A 20761-nucleotide genomic window follows, 5' to 3' on the forward strand; every position below is an offset into this window, starting at 1 on the left:
CCCCCAGGGATCCTCGTGGCGATCGAGTACCAACCCGAAGAGCGACATGTACCGATGTCGCACGAGGAGATCGAGCGTGAGTACGCCAAGTACTTCGGTCCCGATGGGGAAGATCTCGATCCGCCTGCTGAGATCTACGAGTACAAGGACCCCTACGCCCAGGGGCCCTGGCGAGCGCTGCGGCGCGAGGTCGATGTCCACCACCGACGTGCGTTGATCAACGCGGGTCAACGCAAGACCATCGGACGCTTCGAGCTGCTGCGGATGATCGGCTACGGGGGCATGGGCGTGGTGTTTCGGGCCTGGGATCCCACGCTCGGGCGGTTGGTGGCGCTCAAGCTGTGGACCGACGTGATGCCCAGCGGGGACACACGGATCCTCGAGGAGGCCCAGGCCCTGGCTCGTCTCTCGCACCCCAACGTGGTCTCGGTGTTCGACGTCGGCGAGTACGAGGGCCACCTCTACGTGGTGATGGAGTTCATCCGTGGTCAGGACGCCGCGCACTGGGATCCGCGCCACTGGAGGGAGGTGCTCTATGTTTACGGCCAGGCGGCCCGTGGCCTGATCGCCATCCACGAGGCAGGGCTCGTCCACAACGACTTCAAGCCCGAGAACCTGCTGCTCGGGGACGATGAGCGCGTGTGCGTGGCGGATCTTGGCCTGGCGGCGTCGATGCCCCGGGGCAGTGAGTCGGAGCAGAGGCCCGGGGGTACGACCGGCTACATGGCGCCCGAGCGCGTGATCGGGGGTCCTGGGGATGCACAGTCCGATCAGTTCTCGTTTTGTGCGGCGGTCTACGGGGCGCTCTATGGGGCGCTGCCCTTTGGTGGAGGGACACGCATCGCCGTGCTCGAGGCCATGGAGGCCGGGAAGTTGGCGGCCGGAGACAGAGCCCTGCCGGGGATCCCTCCGCGGGTCCGGGCTGCGTTGCTTCGGGGGCTGGCCTGGCGAGCGCAAGACAGGCACCCGAGCATGGAGGCCCTGCTCGCCGAGCTCGAGAGCGCGGAGCGAGAGGCACTGGAGCGGAAGACGCGCAGGCGATCGATGTGGGGGCAGGTGCTCCTGGGGGGTCTGCTCTTGGCCTTCGTGGGAGGATTTGCGGCAACCAAGCTCGGAGATGTGCCTGGTCGTGAGAGCTCCATGGCAGTCCTGCCGTTGCCCTCGGTCCCCAGGTGGTGGGTGGGGTTACATGAGAACCTCGAGGCGTGGAACGCGGCATCCGCGGGGCAATCTCGCGAGGTGTATGAGCACTGGCGAAACAGCCGCGACATCTTGCGACCCGATCACCCCTCTCTTCATGGTTTTTTATCCACTCGCGTTGGAGAGCAGATCATTGCCAAACATGAAATCATTGATGACATCGTTGTTGCGAGCTGGATTTTGGAAGGAGCAGCCGACGCATGGGAAGAAGCGGAAGCCTGGGAGAGGGCATCACACGCTAGGCATCGTGCTGCGTCTCTATTTAGGATGAGTGGAAGTAGCGAAGCTGCCGATGCCCAACTGAAGTGCATTGCAGAAAATATGAACAATAAGAAGTGTCATCCCTCTCCGCAGCCAACGGTGCCGTCGGAGTTCGAGTAGGGTGAGTCACAGTTCAAGAAAAACCCTCCGCAGTATTCTGCAATGCTCAGCTCGTAGCAGGCATCGAGATGCTCAAAGCAGCAAAGCGGAGCGACGTAGACAAGGTCGCTTCCTGAAGGAGCGAGATCATCACAGAACCCTCGATCACAGGCATCGTCGAAGGGCTGGTAGCACACGACCTCCCCGTTGATCTGCTCCCCGTAGTCGCACCACATCTTGATGCCTGTCGTGCATCGCCCGTTTTCGTCGGTGGCCGTACAGCTCGCGCTCGCGCCGATCGAGCAGCACACGTGGTCAGCCCACAGGGGCGCGTCGGGCCCGGTCCACTGGCAGAAGCGGGATAGCCTGGTGCCCTCGCTGTCGGTGACTGGGGCGCCGATCTCATCGAGGTAGACGTCATCGCAAAGGTCCGGGAGCGAGGCCAAGGCCGAGGCCGGCAGCAGTAGTCCCAGGGCAAAGGCGAGTATGAGCGTGGTGTTCTTGATCATGATGGGCTTCCTCGAAGGGCCAAAGGTAGCCCACTTCGACGCTGAAAGGCGCGAGGCGCTCAAATGAGCCTCCGGCCGAAGCTCCAAAGAGCTCAGTACCAGCTGGCTTCGCACCCTGGGTGTTCATGCTCAGACAGTTGCCGTAGTCCTCCATCGCTGGATTCGCGCAGTCGAGGTAGCGCTTGCCCTCTTCCTCGAAGCCCTCGAGCGAGTCCGCGAGACACTCGCGCTCCTCTTCACTGAGAAAGAGAGAGTCTCCGCATGCCTGCATCGTCGGCTATCCCTCCTGCTCTTCGCAGAACGGCTGAGCCTGAGCGTGGCACCAGTAAGTGTGACTGCGCGCCACGCGCAGACGCCCATGGCGACCGCCCGATGCCAACGGCTCCAACCGGCTGTGCCCGTCGGTACGCGGTGCGCTTTAGCCGCGATTTGGTTCGCGCTGGTGAGGATGGGTCGCCCAACGACCTGCGGCCGTCTCTGGGTGGCCGTGGATGACGCGGAGCACCGCGGTGCGGCGGCCGTCTTCGAGGAGGGCTTCGAGTCTCACAACCATGCACGGCCGCAGCTCGAAAATTGATTGTGGAGGCGACGACAATTACGTGAGAGCAAAGTCATGCTCGAGAGCGGAGCCACTTTGATCTCGGGACGCCTGGTAGCACCCCGTCGGGCAGAGTCAGGTACCGCCGGCTTTGAGTCCGCGCTCCGACCGCGTCTCCGACCGCCAAGGTGCTGACGACGCCTCGATGCGGGATGGGAGTGGCCACCCCAGACCTTCGAGCTGGGCTCGATGCTCGAAGGCATCAGCTCGCCGCTGGACGATGGCGCGTGCCAGCTCCTCGATGGACGTCGACGACCCGAGCGAGTTGCAGCTGAGGGGGCGCAGCACCCCTGAGTCTCCGCCGTGAAGGGAGCCGACTCGACGTGGGTCGCCTTCGCGAGATCGAGGTCAGTTCTAGAAAGTAGCGGGCTCCAACACGAAAAGTCTATTTTCCTTCTCAGCTCTCAAATTAGACGACTCAGGCACAAAATTAGACCGGACAATAGACCGGACAATAGAAAATCCAATAGAAAATCCAATAGACCGGAAAGCCCCCCACGCCGAAACTCGAGTCAGGCCACCAGGCTCTTGAAAACAGGAACATCTGCCGGTTTTCGAAGACCCAGGGATTGGCACTCCCAAAGGCATGCATACAACCTGGCCCCCATTTATCTGGACTCATGCAGACCTTCGGGCATGTTGACGGTTTGTGAAAAACAGCCCAGCTTGTTGCTGTGGTAATCAGTCGTCAGCTGGCGATCCAGGTTTCGATGAAAGCCGAGAGTACGAGGATGCAGACATGAGCACGAAGTGGATCGCCTGGCTCGCCGGGGGCGTCGGGGTCGCTGCCGTCATCGGTGGGCTCATCTGGGCCTACAAGCGGCGCCAGAGCGGGCAAGCGATACCCGACGAGGACGAGGGCAACATCGTCCCCAGCGCGCCGCCGCGAACGCCTGGAGGCGCCAAGCAGACCCTGGGGTACGAATTCCTCGGGGACGAGGCGCTCAACAAAGAGGAGTCCGAGACCCTCGATGAGATCCTCGGCGACGGCTGGCCGCCCTCCGAGGAGACGCTCGACCAGCTCGAGACCGGAGACGTGATCGTCTTTGGCGTCGAGAGTCGACCGGTCGGCCCTTATAAGGCCGCACGCGAGTTGATCTCGGCGAGCGTGATCGTGGCCGAGAAGACAGTGATCCGCGCGCGCGTCACCGGTGAGATCCGCTATGCCGAGCACTTCGGAACCAACGCGGGTCACGGCCTGCGCGCAGGGATGGCCGTCGATGTGCCGCGCTCCGTCGTGCTCGGGGCCGGTCGGCCGCAGCCCGCCGAGGGCTACGGCAGCAAGGGGGATCCCGTGGACACCTTCAAGGCCAGCACCGAGACCAAGAAGACCTACAAGATCCACCCGAGCACGCCCTGCGACCTCCAGCTCCCCTATCGCACGAAAGAGTTGGAGTGGTACGTGGATCCCCAGCTGGCGACGATGAAGCACATCGGAGAAGACGGGCTGCTCGAACAGATTTCGTTCACCGAGGGCAGCATGCGCGGGGACGTGACGGTGCGAGCGATCGACAACGACCCGATGCAGGGCAAGGTCCTCGTCGGCCGCTGGGACTTCGTGCTGGACGACTGAGCGTCCGTCCGCGTGGGCAAGCGGGAGCCGCCTTCGTGGCCCATCCGGGTCCAGTCTCGAGATCGTTGCTCATCGACGGATCTGGAGCTGGCGTTGGTTGGCGTGCTCGTCCCTCCCCTTCGGGGCTCACTTGTTGACTGGAAGTGGAGACATTACGATGGCTGACTGAGGAAACTGCCTCAACGATATTCCTGATTCGTATAACCGCTTTGCTCCGGGCGTATACCTGCAGTTTCGATCGACACCCTCCGCCCCATTTTGTTCATGCTTCCCCTTCATTCCAGCCTTGGTGCGCCGCTTGAGGTCGGATGCAATCTTTTTCCAGGTTGGCGTGCTCTCGAGTGTGCTCAGGTGGCTCTCCGACAGCCCGCGAGGACCGAGGCTTCCAAGGTTGAGGATGAGGATGTCAGTGTTGGCATCCATGAATTCAGATTGTTTTTTTGCTGAGCAAGATATCTCATATTCACTAAACACAAACTCATCAGGCCATGCTGAGAGCCCCCCCGCCTCGATTGTCTGAGAAGAGATATTTATGACTGAGAATGGAAAGAAAAAGACCGCAGCACCATTAATGTCGTAGCTGTTCAGCCATGACGAAACCATTTCTGCCAATTCTTCTTCTGTTGCATAAAATTGCGATGATATTGATGGCATTTCTCTACCTGTCGTATGGCGTGAAGTCTGTAGGAGTCTGGCCAGGACCATTCAGGTCTTCGAGGGCCTCTATTTCTCGTTTGACAGGACTTCCATCCGCCCTCGTCCTGCCGACATTTCGACCGCGGAGGTTTCCGTCTGGAGTCCTGTATAGAATGTCAGGCCGGCGTCCAGACTTGTGTCCTCCATAGGTGCGAATGAGTCGTTCCTTTTCCTGTCCTCCACCTGCAACTATGACATTTCCCTCTGTTTCCAATTTTTGGGCCTCCGAGCGAATTTTCGCGTTGTGGGGCGCGTTGGGATCCGTCTTGGGCCCGCGCTTCTTCCCTTTACGCTTAACGGACCCCGCGATCAAGATCTCCCCGCCGTCCTCCGCCAGCTCCCGCACCGCCTTGCGCTGCCCCGCGCGCTGGATCCCCCAGCGCAGCGCGCCGCCCACCATCTCGACGTCTCCCGAGAGGAAAAACATCGCCAGCTCCACCGAGACGACCACGTGCGTCGGTGGGTCTTGCATCGTGGCGATCACGCGTGCGCCTGCCTCCTGTGAGACCTCCAGCCGGCGCCGCTCTTGCGAGGGGTTCTCCGGCCGGACCATCGCGTCGGTGAAGCCCTGGAGCGGCGGGGCGTTGAGTTGGCGCACGATCCCTGCGCCGCGGGCACGGGCGCTGTCGTGGAGCTGCTGGATCTGCGCTGCGCTCGGGCCGATGTCGCCGGCTTGCTGATCCGCCCGCGCGCTCGCGCTGCCGCCTCCGCCGATGTCGCTTTGTTGGGCTTGGCCGCTGCCCGCGACGCCCTCGGCGGTGCGCGTGCCGACCACGGGCACGGTCATCTCGAAGCCGAAGTCTTGGGGCTCGGCGTCGCTGCTGCTGTCGGGATCGGTGGACGCGGCCGTGGGCATGAAGCCCGAGGGATCCGTGCGCGCCAGCGGCTGGTTGAGGACGTAGGCGTAGCGGTTCCAGCCGCTGCTGCTCAGCGGATCCACCACGAAGGGATCTGCCGACGCCATCCGGCCCAGGTGCGGATCGTACATGCGGCCGCGCATGTGCAGCAGGCCGCTGTCGGACTGGGCTTCGTGGCCGGTGTAGCCGCGGTTGATCGGGCTGAGCGCGGCGAATTCTTCGGGCAGGGTCCAGTCTTCGGGGTCGCGGGCCTTGCCCCACAGGTCGTAGGACTGGCGGTGCTCGAGCACGCCCAGCTCGGAGCTCAGGGCGTCCGTGGAGCCGAGGTGATCCACGTGGATGTAGTGGGTGTCGCGCGAGGCTTCGAGATCGCTGTGGGTGTCGACGACGTCGGCGATCAGCCGCTCGGGGCCGGGGATGTAGTAGTGGTGCTCGGTGGTCTCGGGGGTGCGCTGGCGTTGGTAGAGATCCGTGACGTAGATGGTCTCGCGGGGGCCGTCTTGGGCTTCGGCGTAGCGGTAGACCCGGGTCTGATCGGCGTCGTACTCGAGCTCGGTGAGCAGGTTGTTTTCGAGGAGCTGCGCGGGGGCGTCGAAGGCGGTGTAGGTGATCTTCAGGGTCTCGCCGGGGGCTTCGCGGGCGAGGAGGTTGCCCTTTGGGTCCCAGGTGTGGGTGCGGCCGTCGGCGTAGGTCAGGCGTCCGTTGGCGTCGTAGTCGTAGGCGCCGCGATCGCTGGCGAAGGCGAGGTTGCCGAGGGCGTCGTAGGCGAAGTGGCGGACGTGCTCGCTGCCGGACTTGGTGGTGGTGGTCTGGATCGGGCGGTGCAGGTCGTCGTAGCTGAAGACTTCGGATTGAGCGCCGAGCAGGTCTTGGCGGCGCAGTAGCGTGCCGTCGGGGTTCCAGTCGTAGCGCAGATCCTGGAGGTCTCCGCCGAGCAGGGAGTGGGTCTGGATCTGCTCGACGAAGCCGCGCAGGGGGTCGTAGCTGCGGGTGGTCTGGGCGCCGTTGCCGAGGCGTTCTGTGCTGATCCGGCCGGCTTGGGTGAGGGACTCGAGGGTCCATAGCGGGGCGTCGTCGCTGCCTTGGCGGACTTCGACGAGGTCGCCGCTTTGGGCGTGGAGGTTGCGGATCCAAAACGGCTCGCTGATGTCGTTTTCGGGGTAGTGGATCTCGGCGAGGCGGTCGTGCTGGTCGTAGGCGAAGCGCAGCGCGAAGGGTTCGCCGGCGATGACCTTGGTGAGGGCGCTGAGGCGGCCGTGGGGGTCGTAGTCGTAGAGGTCTTCGTGGCCGCTGGGGCTTTGGGTGTGGGCGAGGGCGCCGATGAAGGTGGTGTCCCAGGTCCAGGTGGTCTGGCCGTCGGGGTCGTCGCGGGTGATGAGGCGGCCGAGGCCGTCGTGGGTGAAGGTGGTGAGCTGGTCGTTGGCGTCGAGGATGGCCGCGAGCTCGCCGTGGCCGTTGTAGGCGTAGCTGCGCGGGCCTTCGCTGGGGTCGTGGCTGTGGGTGAGGCGGCCGAGGTCGTCGTAGGCGAAGGACTTGATGGTGGGCGGGGCTTCGCCGGCGGGGAGGTCGAAGCTGGTATGGGGAGTGATGCAGTTGGGGCGGACTTGGGTGAGCTGCTCGAAGCTTTCGTAGTCGAAGCACAGGCGCTCTTCGTCGGGGGAGCCGAGGGCGCGGACGCTCTCGACGAGGCGCAGGGCGCCGTCGTAGCGCAGGCGGGAGGCCGTGCCGCCGAGGTCGTGGTGGAGGACTTCGCGGCCGGCGTAGTCCCAGCGCTCTTCGCTGAGGTCTGGGAGGAGGTGGCGGACGAGGCGGTCGTCGTGGTCGTAGAAAAAACGCTCGTAGCTATCTGGGGGAGTGCCGACGAGGGTGGGGAGAGATTGGGCGATGTGGTGGCCGGCTTGGTCGTAGCGGCTGTGGGTGACGCGTTCGAGGCCGTCGGCGAAGAGGGCTCGCTCGTGGATGATGCGGCCGAGGCGGTCGAGGGCGAGGCTTCGGTGGCCGTGGCCCTTTGTGGTTTGGCGGAGCTCGAGGACGGGGGCGTCGGGGTCTTGGTCTTGGAGGGCGGCGTAGCTGAAGGTGACGTCGTCGCCGCGGGGGTCGTCGCCGGCGAAGTGGCGCAGGGCGGTGACGTGGCCGAGGCCGTCGTAGTCGGCGACGAGGCGGAGGTTGTTTGGGTCGCGGGTCTCGGTGAGTACGCCCAGGCCGGGGTGCCAGCGGAGCTGTGTCTGGTGGCCGAGGGCGTTGGTGGTGGAGATGGGGAAGACGCCGTGGTCGTCGAACTTTGTGGTGTCCGTGCGGAGGATGCCGCCAGTGTCGATGGCGGCGCGGGTGACTTCGTTGCCGTGGGCGTCGTAGGCGGAGCCGGTGACGAGGCGCAGCTCGGCGTCGTTTGGTTGGGTCTCGTGGTGGAGCAGCGCGCCGGTCTCGGGGTCGTAGGCGGCGATGGACTCGCGCGTGCGGATGGGGATGCCCGGCTGCTCGAAGCTCAGGACGGTCTTCGTGGGTAGGCCCAGGAGCCAGGTCTCGGCGTCGTTTTGGTAGCTGGTCTGGGTGCGGTAGGTGAAGGTCTCGCTGCCGGTGGAGGTCGTGCGCGTCCAGTGGGTGGGGTTGCCGAAGTCGTCGAGGTCGAAGACGGTGTGGACCTCGCGGGTGATGCGGTGGTCTTCGTCGAGCTCCGTGAGCGCGCAGAAGTCTTCTTCGCAGGCGTCGAGTTCGTAGCGGCTGGCGAGCGTCTGGGCGGCGTAGGGGAGGTAGCTGCTGGGGCCCGTCGAATGGACCTTCAAGCTGTGACTCGTGACGCGGACGACGTGGCGGCCGGTCTCGGGGTCTCGGCGGTCTTCGGCGACGAGTGAGGGCATGCCTGCGAAGGGGAAGGCGTGCAGGTCGTCGTCGTAGCTGGGGTCGAAGCGGACGAGTCGGCGGTAGACGGGGAGCTCGTCGCGCCACTCGGTGGTCTCGTGGAAGCGAAAGCCCAGGCTGCGCTGGGCCTCGCGGTCTCGCCGGGCGGTGCCGTAGCGGTGGGTGAAGGTCTGGGGGGCATCGCTGATGCCCGAGTCGACGCGGTGGGCCTCGACGAGCAACCGCGGGCTGCGGTCGCAGCGGGCGGGGTAGAGGCAGCTGACGCTGTCGAGCTCCGCGTCGGCGTAGCCCTCAGGGGCGTCGATGTCCGCGCTCGCGCGGTAGTCGACCTCGATGCGCGCGCCCAGGCCGTTGGTGATGGCCTTCAGCTTGTCGGGGACCTCGCCGGCGTGGGTGCGCAGCTGCCAGCTGCTGCCCAGGAACACGCCGGGGTCGTGCAGGCCGTCGCCGTCGAGGTCGAAGGCGCCCACGCTGTGGACGTTGGATGCGAACTCTTGGACGGGGCTGTGAAAGACCTCGGGGTGCTCGTGCAGGACGCCTTCGCTGTCGAGATTGAAGATCGACCAGTTCCAGGTGTCGTCGTTGGGATCGCTGACGGGCGAGAGCAGATCCAGGCGGCCGTCGGCGTCGTAGTCGAGCACGCCCGCGGCCAGGAAGCGGCGAAAGCCGCCCCTGCCGGGCTCGGGGCTGAGCAGCAGCCAGCCGCCGTCGACGAAGCCTGCGCCGGTGTTGCGCCACAGACGGATGCCGCCTTGCTCCGCCCAGGGTGGATCGAAGACGACGATCGTCTGCATGAGCGTGCCGAGGTCTTCGGCCGTGTCGCCGGAGACCAGCTCGTAGCGGAGAATGTCCGAGAGGCCGTCGCCGTCGATGTCGAGGATCTTGTCGAGGCCAAAGCCTTGCTGTGAACGAGGGAAGTCCTCGTCGAGGTAGGCGTCGTTGTAGTGGGCGGTCAGGCTGGGGCGCCAGCGTTGCGCGAGGTCTGGCGGAAGGCCGGTGTCTTCGAGCGAGAGGCTCCAGTCGCCGGGGTTCAGGCGCAGGGCGTGGTAGTTGGACCACTTGGATGAAGGGATCCAGGCGCCGAGCTGCGCGTCCCAGGTGGGGATTACCAGCAGTGAGGCGAGGCCATCGCCGTCGTGGTCGAGGGCGAGGAGCTTGTCGTAGACGGAGCAGGGCTCGCCGGTGTCGACGACCTGCTCCGAGATGAACCCTTCAGTGGGGAGGTTGGGAGTGAAGTGCCAGGTGCCAGTGCCGAGCTCGGGCTCGTCGAGGGCGTTTGGGAGCGGGTCGCCAGCGCAAAAGAGCAGGTCTCCGAGGCCGTCGCCGGTCTGGTCGTGGGCGGTGAACTGCCAGATGGGAGAGACGCCGGGGTCGAACTCGACTTGCTCGATGCCGCCTTCGGGGCGGGCGAGGGCGAGGTAGAAGGCGCTGCCGGCTGGCGGGGCGCCGCCGAAGTCGTTGATGGAGTCGCCGAGGCCGACGGCGTCATCGCGGCCGTCGCCGTCGATGTCGGCCGCAAAGAGCGGCGGCGTGGCCGGGGCGAGGTCGTCGTAGCTGGGGCCGGCGAGCAGGCCGGAGATGGGGTCTTCGTGGACGAGGTAGTGACCCAAGCCGAGGCATTGCGCGAGGTCGTCGTCGCGGGTGCTGCATGGGGCGACGGCCGTGTCGGCCTTGGGCTGGGAAGTCCACAGCTCCCAGCCGCGGCCTTCGGGCGCGGGAGTGTTGGACTGGCCGACGGCGAGCAGGAAGTCGCTGCGGCCGTCGCCGTTGGCGTCGAGGATGGTCTGAGCGAGGACGCGGGGAGCGAGGGTGTTGGGCGTGTCGGACCAGATGCTGGCGAGGTAGGGCCAGGCGTATTCGATGGCGAAGTTCGTCTGCTGGGGGACGGTGTCGAAGTCGAGGGAGCCGGCGGTCCACGCGAAGGTGGTGTCTGGCCGACAGACGCCTTGCGCGTCGCACTGGCGGACGGCGTGAAGGAGGCTGCGGCCCGTGATGGAGGGGGTGTCGTAGTCGAGTTCGTAGCGGTGAACGAGCTCGCCCTCGGCGAAGGTGCTCAGAGCCGCGAGGCGCTTGGTCTGGCGCTGCGGCGCGCCGAGGCGCCAGCCTGCGGCGGGGTCTGGGCGGTCCTCCCACTCGAGGCGGACGTGTCGAGTGAAGGCGTGGAGCGTGGTGTGGCCGCCGTACTCGAGGCTGGTCAGCCAGCGCTCGACGTCGGCCTCGCCGTCTTCGAGGAGCTCCGTCTCGTTCGTGTAGTTGAGGGCGTAGACGTTGCCAAAGCAGTCGCGCCGCTCGGCCAGAGACCAGCTGGCGAGGCCGCGCGGATGCAGGGCGACGGCGTCCCGACGGCAGCCGTAGAGGTCGATGGTGCCGTCACTGCGCCGGACCTCGAAGCCAAGACCGCCGTGACAAGACTGCTTGCTGCCCTCGGTGAAAGCGATGGCGCGGACAGACGAGAGGTCGTCGCGCTTGGGCCGGTAGCGGGCGCCGGGCTGGAGGTGCTCGCCCTCGACGAGGCGCAGGCGCTGACCATCGAGGCAGAGCGCGTCCTCGTCATCGAGCTGAACCCCGCGAAAGTAGCCGTCATCAGCGAGCGTCCGCGGACAGCGGTCGATGGCCGAGGCCCCGGAGAGCGCCCAACCAACGCCGAGCCCACCGTCCCCGCGCTGGCTGTCGTACTCGAGGGATAGCGCGGGCGCGAAGCCGCGAGCAGCCGGCGGAAGCGCGAGCGGAACGCTGTAGCGCGCAGCTCCACGGTCATCGACGACAAAGGTCCCGGGCAGCGTCCCAACAGGCGCGGAAGTGGTGAGCTGGGGCGCGCTCTCAGCCAGGGGCCCCGCGAGGGTCAGGCGTTGGACAAAGCTCCCCGCCAGCGACGTCGCACCAACCCGCGGCGGCAGCACGAGCACCACCAGACCCAGAAGCGCGAGCAGCGAGTTTTGACGGGCTCGACTCGACTTCACGTCCTGCACGGTCCAAGCATCGCCGATCTATCTCAGGAGATCAGTGGCAAACATCTTCAGTCACCCAAGACAACAACACGCTCACGCAGCGGATCAGGCTCCAGTGACTCACCCACCCGACTACCCTCATAGAGTCTGCGCGCGGAGCGCTGCGCCTAGAGGAGGGGGCATGCCCCCGCTTCTCGGCCGTTGAACGCCTGCGATGCGCTGTGTTGAGCTTCTCGGCTCCACCGCGTTCGCGCCGCTGATAACGTGCCTTCGCACAAATTCGGCGGCGGTCACGGAGAGTTCGACATGACCGTCACGATCCGCCCCTACCGGGGCCACAAAGACCACTACGAAGTGGATATCAGCATCACCCTCCCCAACGGACAGGCCTACCGCGAGCGCCGAAAAGCGCCGACCCGCGGGAAGGCAGCTGCCCGCTCCTGGGGGCGTGAGCGGGAGCGGTACCTGCTACAGCATGGGCCGCGTGAGCGCAGGAAGGAAACCGTACCAACAGTCAGGGAATTCGAGAATCGATACATTCAAGAATATCACCAGTCCAAGCACCACAAAGCCAGCACGATCGAGGATGCACGTCAGACGATCCGCACATTGCTCGGACCGATCGTTGGAGACCTTCGGCTCGATCAGATCGACGTGTCGCAGGTCCAGCGTGTGCGCTCGAGGCTGGCAGGGAAACACGCACATACTGTCAACAAGGCGTTGAGCACCTTGAGCACCATGCTCAAGTGCGCGATCTTGCTGGGGCTGATTCCCGCAGGATCGCTTCCAACGATCAAGCGGCTCAAGCCCAAGTCTTCCCCGCGGGATTTTTGGGGCTTCGACGAGTACGCGCGTTTGATCGACGCGACGGCCACGCCGGTCGAGCGCGTGGGCGTACTGCTCGGTGGTGATGCAGGGCTGCGCTGGGGAGAGATCCGCGGGCTGCATTGGGACAGCGTGGACTTCGACCGGGGCGTCCTCATCGTTCGGCGCTCGCTGTGGCGAGGAGTCCTCGATGTCCCCAAGAACGGCAAGTCTCGTGAAGTCCCCATGACAGCGAGGTTGTGCGAAGCCCTGGAGGCGCTGAGTGGACAAGGGTCTGGACCCTATGTGTTGTGCCGAGCGATGGTGAGCACGCACCGAGCTGCGCCCGAGCACCCCGTGGGGCAACAGTGGCTGCTACAGCGACTCCGCAGGCTGTGCTCCGCGGCCAAGGTGAAGCGCCGTGGACCTCACACTCTGCGGCACACCTTCTGCTCGCACCTGGCCATGCGCGGTATACCTGCCCGAGTCATCCAAGAACTCGCGGGGCATGCCAGCTTGATGACCACGGAGTGCTACATGCACCTGGCCCCGGGACTGACCCACGCTGCGATCGCTTCGCTCGAAGCTCCCCCACCGGTGGGGCTCCCTCACCCCTAGGGTGGGTGGGCGCCGGTGGAGAAACTTAGGAGACGCGCGGAGAGGAGAACGAGAAATCCCAGTGATCTCAGCTGACTGACGCTACTGATCAGAAATTTCGTAGATCTGTGACCCCCGGCTGCAAGCAAGCATGATCGCTGCTGAATTTGGGCCCCAACTGGCAGCTGGGGGCTCCCCAGACAAGACAAAGCCTCCCGCTGGCGATGCCGGCGGGAGGCTTTGTCTTGCTGAAAGGGTGGAGAAATCTCGGAGAAGGATCCGAGGCTTCTCCGGCGCGGGATGCTCCGTCCGGTGACCTCCCTGCTTGGGAGAGCCTACTGGCCTGCGTCTGCTCGAGGCGTTGCCTTCATCGCGTTCAAGGACACGAGGAGATGGTGGGTGGTCGAGAGCTCCAGCCAGGTCGAACGAGGGCGGAAGGGGCAGGCCCCGCTCGGACGGGCTGGTGGGACGTAACGGGCTTCAACGGGGCCGCCCTCAAACGAGGGCGGAAGGCTGGACGCTGACGCGGGCATGCCGGTCTATCGCGTGCTTCAACGGGGCCGCCCTCAAACGAGGGCGGAAGGCACGCACGACCGCAACGCCGGTACATCCACCCCATCATTGCTTCAACGGGGCCGCCCTCAAACGAGGGCGGAAGGCTGCCCACCCTGATTCGGTCTCTGCCGGATATTATTGCTTCAACGGGGCCGCCCTCAAACGAGGGCGGAAGGCTGGGGAAGCAGGGCGGCCGCATCGAGTTGCTCGCTTCAACGGGGCCGCCCTCAAACGAGGGCGGAAGGTCAACCGCGGAATCCTGGCCAAGACGCTGAGCGATGGCTTCAACGGGGCCGCCCTCAAACGAGGGCGGAAGGCTGTACGCCCGCGCCCAAGAGGCTCTGGTCCGTGTCCTGCTTCAACGGGGCCGCCCTCAAACGAGGGCGGAAGGGCCGTCACCATCGGCGGCAAGTTCGGGGCTCGCGGCTTCAACGGGGCCGCCCTCAAACGAGGGCGGAAGGGAGAGATCCAGTCCGTGATCCAGGTCCCGGTTAGATGGCTTCAACGGGGCCGCCCTCAAACGAGGGCGGAAGGCTGACGGCCACCCCCGGCACCGAGTGGACCAGGGTCATCCAGCTTCAACGGGGCCGCCCTCAAACGAGGGCGGAAGGAGAGGCTTTGTTCTCCAGCCTCCTCACGCTGCGAAAGCTTCAACGGGGCCGCCCTCAAACGAGGGCGGAAGGCTCCGGCCAGGAGCCGGTGGATTCGATCTTTGCTTCCTTGCTTCAACGGGGCCGCCCTCAAACGAGGGCGGAAGGCCAAGGCCAGATTCACCGCGAGTCGGTGAAGCGAGAAGCTTCAACGGGGCCGCCCTCAAACGAGGGCGGAAGGATGGAGGGGAGCGAGGACTCGCACTCACGGGACCGGCTTCAACGGGGCCGCCCTCAAACGAGGGCGGAAGGAGACACGTCGATGGACCCGGCTGCCTGGGCCGCGTCGCTTCAACGGGGCCGCCCTCAAACGAGGGCGGAAGGCGCTCGTCGCCTGGGCCTCGCTGCGCACCCCCCCGAGCTTCAACGGGGCCGCCCTCAAACGAGGGCGGAAGGATCGTCAGGACGACGGAAGAGATCGTCAATGATATGCTTCAACGGGGCCGCCCTCAAACGAGGGCGGAAGGGCGGTCGCTCCCTTGGCCCAGCAATGCGGGCCGACGGCGAAGCTTCAACGGGGCCGCCCTCAAACGAGGGCGGAAGGGGCTCTTTTCTAACCCCTCGAAATTACAAGCTTTCTCAGGCCTTTTGCACGCAGGGCGATTTCGCGCTCGGGTGAACTCTGTTCATGTGGTTCTCTTCAATTTTCAAACAGCCCGCCACACCCCTCTCAGAACCCGAATTCGTCATTTTGCACGCAAGACCGGGGTTTCACTGCGTCCAACCCCGCGTGCAACGAACCTACACTTCATACTCCAGACTCAAACCTAGCGTTCGTGATCATACACACTATATGTACATCGATGGAGTGACTAATCAATTCACCTACTCACTGAGCCTGACATCGAGAGACGCGACCGCGGGAGCAAAGCGCAGGCGGGCCCCTCGGCGAGTGCGGCCTACGGCAGCGGGCCCTCGGTCTCGGACGTCCACATGCACCTATACCGCATCGCTGATCACCAGCAGCCGCACCGCGGGATCATCGGCCGCTCCCGGACCGAGACACCAAGCACAGCTTACCCCTTCAGGCAGTCGAGCAACACCTGCAACACCCTGAGCATCTGCCTCACCTCCTGCGTCTCGAGCCCCCTGAGTAAATCCTGGAGCTCCCGACTCGGATCCAGCTCGCCAAACTCGAAGGCCGCGAAGAGCGTGCTGAGGCTGAGCGTCATTCCCTGGGAGAGCTTCCTCAGCGTGTCGAGGCTCGGCGAGAAGTTCCCCTTCTCGAGCCGGCGGATCGTGTCCGCGGACAACCCCGAGCTCTCGGCGAGACCCTCTTGAGTCATGTTCCGAGCCTTGCGCAGAGATCGAACATGACTGCCAAAGTCTTGGCTGAACTTCTTGTCGGTCGTGTTCATCAATCACCGATACCGATTCGATAGAGACCTTCTCGCTCAGGAGGCGAGCTCGCATTTCGGGCGATCACCACAGCGGGCCCAGGCTCAGGGTGCACGAGACAAAAGGATCGGCTCGCACGTAGGCGTTGCCGGAGTGAGTCTGGAGCAGGGTAGGCACGCCATCTCGTGTCTGATAGATCTCCAGCCGCCGTCGGGGCCGGTCGATGAGCCAGACGAAGGCCACTCCGGCTTCGGCGTAGCGCGGCAGCTTGCGCTGGCGGTCGAGTTCCTCGAACGCAGGCGTGAGCAGCTCGCAGACCCAGTCTGGCCGCTTCTGGGCGCAGATGTGCTGCGCCTCGAACTTCGTGGCCTCGCCCTCGTAGCGCCACCCCGCGATGCCGGGCACGAGCAGCTCCTCTCCATCGAGCCGGAGCAGGGGCTCCTCGAGGAGTAGCCATCCCTCGAGCCGCTCCAGCTCGCTGAGCAAGGTCGAGCGCACCACGAGGTCGAAGAAGTGGGGCGCGGGTCGGCTGTAGAGGTCTCCCCCGATCAGCTCCGTCACCCGGTCTTTGCGATCGTGCTGGTTGAAATCACGAAAGGTGGCCCCTCGCTTGATGGGCTTGGGCAGGGCGCGGCTCATCGCAGGCACGCAGGAGGGGCCCAACTAGGAACGCTCTACCAACCCCCAGCGTGTTCCGCTGGTCTGACCGTGACGCCGCACGACCCCCGCAGCCTCGAGACGGTGCATCGACGCTTGCAGCTTCCAGCGAGGGCCCCCGAGGCGAGTTCGCAGGTAGGCCGCCGCGACAGGCCGTCCAGCTGCGGTGAGCACCTCGATGGCGAGCTCATCGAAGTCCTCCCCGGTGGCCTTCTTGGCGCGCCCCAGGCGGGCGTAGTCGATCGCTGACGGGTCGGAGTCGCCGCCCTGCGCAGTGCGGCTCACCTGGAGGAGCTCATCGATCGTCAGGGTTCTGAGGACCGGAGCCAGGGGGTCGTCGCTCATGACGAAGCTGGCGAGCTCGCCGAGGCTGATCTCCGGATGACCATAGATGACGCGGAGCACCGCGCTGCGCTGACCGTCTTCGAAGAGGGCTTCCAGGCTCACGCCCATAAACAGGTGCCCACCGCGAATTGATAGTGAAAGACTGAGAAATAAAAGGGAGAGGTTCCTCACAGTCTTGCGCGAGTCTGAGAGCTCGTGAACCCGGGCCGAGCTCGGCCAGCCACGCCCATGCAATTGAGCCGGTTCTTTCTATGCGGATGTGCATGGTTGCTGACAGTCAGCCCGTACTAGAGAAGACCCATCGTCAGGCGGAGCTGCTGCCCGAGACCCGGGGAAGGCTCTGGGCCTCGCCGAGCACCTTCCGAAGCCGGCGCACCACCTCCCCCATGCGCCATCGAGCCGCGCTCAGGTGGATGGACTCGTCTGCGGCGAGGGCTTCGGGTCGGCCTCCGCTCAGTCGATGTCGAAGCGCGCGCACGAAGATCGAGCCGAGCTCGGCGACCGCGCTCTCCAGCCGGCGAACTTGCTCGCGCCGCTCGAACGCCTGGCTTGGGCTCTCGTCTCGCGCGACCAGCTCGACGTCGAGCTGCTCCCAGGAGCGCCGGGCCTTGCTCGGCCGCGACCAGACCCGCTGGTTCTTCGCAAACACTCGAACCCAGCGCAAAAACGAGTCCTCCTGCCGAGCTTCGAAAGACCCGATCTTGCGCCATAGCGCCTCGAAGGCGTCATGGGTGAGATCTTCCGAACCCAGCATCCGCTCGAACTCCTCGTATAGCGCCCTTCCCAGCGCATCGACGGCACCAGGCTCCTCTGCAATTGCGGCGACTCGCAGTCTCTCCAAATGCCTGGCCAACTCCTCGTCGTTCACCATCAAACGCTATCACTCGCTGCAACCACCACGAAACTGTACCAAAGTTCAAGCGCATTGGTGTAGGGTTGGCCCCCAGGGATCCTCGTGGCGATCGAGTACCAACCCGAAGAGCGACATGTACCGATGTCGCACGAGGAGATCGAGCGTGAGTACGCCAAGTACTTCGGTCCCGATGGGGAAGATCTCGATCCGCCTGCTGAGATCTACGAGTACAAGGACCCCTACGCCCAGGGGCCCTGGCGAGCGCTGCGGCGCGAGGTCGATGTCCACCACCGACGTGCGTTGATCAACGCGGGTCAACGCAAGACCATCGGACGCTTCGAGCTGCTGCGGATGATCGGCTACGGGGGCATGGGCGTGGTGTTTCGGGCCTGGGATCCCACGCTCGGGCGGTTGGTGGCGCTCAAGCTGTGGACCGACGTGATGCCCAGCGGGGACACACGGATCCTCGAGGAGGCCCAGGCCCTGGCTCGTCTCTCGCACCCCAACGTGGTCTCGGTGTTCGACGTCGGCGAGTACGAGGGCCACCTCTACGTGGTGATGGAGTTCATCCGTGGTCAGGACGCCGCGCACTGGGATCCGCGCCACTGGAGGGAGGTGCTCTATGTTTACGGCCAGGCGGCCCGTGGCCTGATCGCCATCCACGAGGCAGGGCTCGTCCACAACGACTTCAAGCCCGAGAACCTGCTGCTCGGGGACGATGAGCGCGTGTGCGTGGCGGATCTTGGCCTGGCGGCGTCGATGCCCCGGGGCAGTGAGTCGGAGCAGAGGCCCGGGGGTACGACCGGCTACATGGCGCCCGAGCGCGTGATCGGGGGTCCTGGGGATGCACAGTCCGATCAGTTCTCGTTTTGTGCGGCGGTCTACGGGGCGCTCTATGGGGCGCTGCCCTTTGGTGGAGGGACACGCATCGCCGTGCTCGAGGCCATGGAGGCCGGGAAGTTGGCGGCCGGAGACAGAGCCCTGCCGGGGATCCCTCCGCGGGTCCGGGCTGCGTTGCTTCGGGGGCTGGCCTGGCGAGCGCAAGACAGGCACCCGAGCATGGAGGCCCTGCTCGCCGAGCTCGAGAGCGCGGAGCGAGAGGCACTGGAGCGGAAGACGCGCAGGCGATCGATGTGGGGGCAGGTGCTCCTGGGGGGTCTGCTCTTGGCCTTCGTGGGAGGATTTGCGGCAACCAAGCTCGGAGATGTGCCTGGTCGTGAGAGCTCCATGGCAGTCCTGCCGTTGCCCTCGGTCCCCAGGTGGTGGGTGGGGTTACATGAGAACCTCGAGGCGTGGAACGCGGCATCCGCGGGGCAATCTCGCGAGGTGTATGAGCACTGGCGAAACAGCCGCGACATCTTGCGACCCGATCACCCCTCTCTTCATGGTTTTTTATCCACTCGCGTTGGAGAGCAGATCATTGCCAAACATGAAATCATTGATGACATCGTTGTTGCGAGCTGGATTTTGGAAGGAGCAGCCGACGCATGGGAAGAAGCGGAAGCCTGGGAGAGGGCATCACACGCTAGGCATCGTGCTGCGTCTCTATTTAGGATGAGTGGAAGTAGCGAAGCTGCCGATGCCCAACTGAAGTGCATTGCAGAAAATATGAACAATAAGAAGTGTCATCCCTCTCCGCAGCCAACGGTGCCGTCGGAGTTCGAGTAGGGTGAGTCACAGTTCAAGAAAAAACCCTCCGCAGTATTCTGCAATGCTCAGCTCGTAGCAGGCATCGAGATGCTCAAAGCAGCAAAGCGGAGCGACGTAGACAAGGTCGCTTCCTGAAGGAGCGAGATCATCACAGAACCCTCGATCACAGGCATCGTCGAAGGGCTGGTAGCACACGACCTCCCCGTTGATCTGCTCCCCGTAGTCGCACCACATCTTGATGCCTGTCGTGCATCGCCCGTTTTCGTCGGTGGCCGTACAGCTCGCGCTCGCGCGATCGAGCAGCACACGTGGTCAGCCACAGGGGCGCGTCGGGCCGGTCCACTGGCAGAAGCGGGATAGCCTGGTGCCCTCGCTGTCGGTGACTGGGGCGCCGATCTCATCGAGGTAGACGTCATCGCAAAGGTCCGGGAGCGAGGCCAAGGCCGAGGCCGGCAGCAGTAGTCCCAGGGCAAAGGCGAGTATGAGCGTGGTGTTCTTGATCATGATGGGCTTCCTCGAAGGGCCAAAGGTAGCCCACTTCGACGCTGAAAGGCGCGAGGCGCTCAAATGAGCCTCCGGCCGAAGCTCCAAAGAGCTCAGTACCAGCTGGCTTCGCACCCTGGGTGTTCATGCTCAGACAGTTGCCGTAGTCCTCCATCGCTGGATTCGCGCAGTCGAGGTAGCGCTTGCCCTCTTCCTCGAAGCCCTCGAGCGAGTCCGCGAGACACTCGCGCTCCTCTTCACTGAGAAAGAGAGAGTCTCCGCATGCCTGCATCGTCGGCTATCCCTCCTGCTCTTCGCAGAACGGCTGAGCCTGAGCGTGGCACCAGTAAGTGTGACTGCGCGCCACGCGCAGACGCCCATGGCGACACCGCCCGCCCGATGCCAACGGCTCCAACCGGCTGTGCCCGTCGGTACGCGGTGCGCTTTAGCCGCGATTTGGTTCGCGCTGGTGAGGATGGGTCGCCAACGACCTGCGGCCGTCTCTGGGTGGCCGTGGATGACGCGGAGCACCGCGGTGCGGCGGCCGTCTTCGAGGAGGGCTTCGAGTCTCACAACCATGCACGGCCGCAGCTCGAAAATTGATTGTGGAGGCGACGACAATTACGTGAGAGCAAAGTCATGCTCGAGAGCGGAGCCACTTTGATCTCGGGACGCCTGGTAGCACCCCGTCGGGCAGAGTCAGGTACCGCCGGCTTTGAGTCCGCGCTCCGACCGCGTCTCCGACCGCCAAGGTGCTGACGACGCCTCGATGCGGGATGGGAGTGGCCACCCCCAGACCTTCGAGCTGGGCTCGATGCTCGAAGGCATCAGCTCGCCGCTGGACGATGGCGCGTGCCAGCTCCTCGATGGACGTCGACGACCCGAGCGAGTTGCAGCTGAGGGGGGCGCAGCACCCCTGAGTCTCCGCCGTGAAGGGAGCCGACTCGACGTGGGTCGCCTTCGCGAGATCGAGGTCAGTTCTAGAAGTAGCGGGCTCCAACACGAAAAGTCTATTTTCCTTCTCAGCTCTCAATTAGACGACTCAGGCACAAAATTAGACCGGACATAGACCGGACAATAGAAAATCCAATAGAAAATCCAATAGACCGGAAAGCCCCCCACGCCGAAACTCGAGTCAGGCCACCAGGCTCTTGAAACAGGAACATCTGCCGGTTTTCGAAGACCCAGGATTGGCACTCCCAAAGGCATGCATACAACCTGGCCCCCAT

14 protein-coding genes and 1 CRISPR repeat array are annotated in these 20761 nt (G+C 64.7%); of the genes, 5 read left to right on the forward strand and 9 right to left on the reverse strand.

Translation table 11 applies throughout. The features are described 5' to 3' along the window. The first annotated feature begins 54 nt into the window (after positions 1 to 54). Entirely contained in the window at positions 55 to 1581 is a 1527-nt protein-coding gene (locus G6O69_RS38360; protein ID WP_176396531.1) for a serine/threonine-protein kinase, read from the forward strand. Here the strand turns inward: G6O69_RS38360 and G6O69_RS38365 are convergent. Continuing rightward, positions 1539 to 2069 carry a hypothetical protein gene (locus G6O69_RS38365; protein ID WP_172301364.1) on the reverse strand — a complete coding sequence of 177 codons (531 nt, stop codon included), beginning with the start codon at positions 2067 to 2069 and terminating at the stop codon, positions 1539 to 1541. The genes G6O69_RS38360 and G6O69_RS38365 overlap by 43 nt on opposite strands. A 448-nt stretch (positions 2070 to 2517) precedes the next feature. On the opposite strand from G6O69_RS38365, the gene G6O69_RS41215 reads away from it, so the two are divergent. Then, complete coding sequence (locus tag G6O69_RS41215) at positions 2518 to 2646, forward strand: hypothetical protein (protein ID WP_255215658.1); 129 nt, start codon at positions 2518 to 2520, stop codon at positions 2644 to 2646. Positions 2647 to 3406: 760 nt separating this feature from the next. Next, positions 3407 to 4240, forward strand: a complete 834-nt coding sequence (locus G6O69_RS38370) for a hypothetical protein (protein WP_172301362.1) — start codon at positions 3407 to 3409, stop codon at positions 4238 to 4240. 126 nt (positions 4241 to 4366) lie between these two features. Here G6O69_RS38370 and G6O69_RS38375 read toward each other — a convergent pair whose 3' ends face one another. Beyond that, on the reverse strand, positions 4367 to 4894 hold the full coding sequence (locus tag G6O69_RS38375) for a hypothetical protein (protein ID WP_172301360.1): 528 nt from the start codon (positions 4892 to 4894) through the stop codon (positions 4367 to 4369). A 4-nt stretch (positions 4895 to 4898) separates the two neighbouring features. After that, a complete protein-coding gene (locus G6O69_RS38380) occupies positions 4899 to 11612 on the reverse strand; it encodes an RHS repeat-associated core domain-containing protein (RefSeq protein WP_176396530.1) in 6714 nt (2237 codons plus the stop codon). A 597-nt stretch (positions 11613 to 12209) separates the two neighbouring features. Between G6O69_RS38380 and G6O69_RS38385 the strand changes: the two genes are divergently transcribed. Further along, positions 12210 to 13022, forward strand: coding sequence for a site-specific integrase (locus tag G6O69_RS38385; RefSeq protein WP_255215657.1), 813 nt, complete (start codon positions 12210 to 12212; stop codon positions 13020 to 13022). A gap of 382 nt (positions 13023 to 13404) precedes the next feature. Next, positions 13405 to 14750: a CRISPR direct-repeat array (repeat unit 36 nt; unit sequence GCTTCAACGGGGCCGCCCTCAAACGAGGGCGGAAGG). A 472-nt stretch (positions 14751 to 15222) separates the two neighbouring features. Here the strand turns inward: G6O69_RS38385 and G6O69_RS38390 are convergent. From G6O69_RS38390 to G6O69_RS38405, 4 genes are all read right to left on the reverse strand, one after another. After that, positions 15223 to 15564: a helix-turn-helix transcriptional regulator gene (locus G6O69_RS38390; RefSeq protein WP_172301374.1), complete on the reverse strand. Its 342-nt coding sequence runs from the start codon at positions 15562 to 15564 to the stop codon at positions 15223 to 15225. 64 nt (positions 15565 to 15628) lie between these two features. Then, positions 15629 to 16183 carry a Uma2 family endonuclease gene (locus G6O69_RS38395; RefSeq protein ID WP_172301372.1) on the reverse strand — a complete coding sequence of 185 codons (555 nt, stop codon included), beginning with the start codon at positions 16181 to 16183 and terminating at the stop codon, positions 15629 to 15631. Positions 16184 to 16207: 24 nt separating this feature from the next. Beyond that, positions 16208 to 16648 (reverse strand): hypothetical protein, encoded by a 441-nt coding sequence (locus G6O69_RS38400; RefSeq protein WP_172301370.1) that lies wholly within the window; start codon positions 16646 to 16648, stop codon positions 16208 to 16210. A gap of 202 nt (positions 16649 to 16850) precedes the next feature. Then, positions 16851 to 17414, reverse strand: a complete 564-nt coding sequence (locus G6O69_RS38405) for a sigma-70 family RNA polymerase sigma factor (protein ID WP_217909730.1) — start codon at positions 17412 to 17414, stop codon at positions 16851 to 16853. Positions 17415 to 17540: 126 nt separating this feature from the next. Between G6O69_RS38405 and G6O69_RS38410 the strand changes: the two genes are divergently transcribed. Beyond that, positions 17541 to 19067 carry a serine/threonine-protein kinase gene (locus G6O69_RS38410; protein WP_176396531.1) on the forward strand — a complete coding sequence of 509 codons (1527 nt, stop codon included), beginning with the start codon at positions 17541 to 17543 and terminating at the stop codon, positions 19065 to 19067. A gap of 6 nt (positions 19068 to 19073) precedes the next feature. Here the strand turns inward: G6O69_RS38410 and G6O69_RS41220 are convergent, their stop codons facing one another. Both G6O69_RS41220 and G6O69_RS41225 read right to left on the reverse strand, forming a co-directional pair. Further along, positions 19074 to 19355: a hypothetical protein gene (locus G6O69_RS41220; protein WP_255216851.1), complete on the reverse strand. Its 282-nt coding sequence runs from the start codon at positions 19353 to 19355 to the stop codon at positions 19074 to 19076. Between the two features lie 6 nt (positions 19356 to 19361). Next, the gene (locus G6O69_RS41225) at positions 19362 to 19553 is read right to left on the reverse strand and encodes a hypothetical protein (RefSeq protein WP_255216852.1); all 192 of its coding nucleotides are present in this window, start codon (positions 19551 to 19553) and stop codon (positions 19362 to 19364) included. Positions 19554 to 20761: the final 1208 nt, after the last annotated feature.

This window comes from Pseudenhygromyxa sp. WMMC2535 (assembly GCF_011083025.2).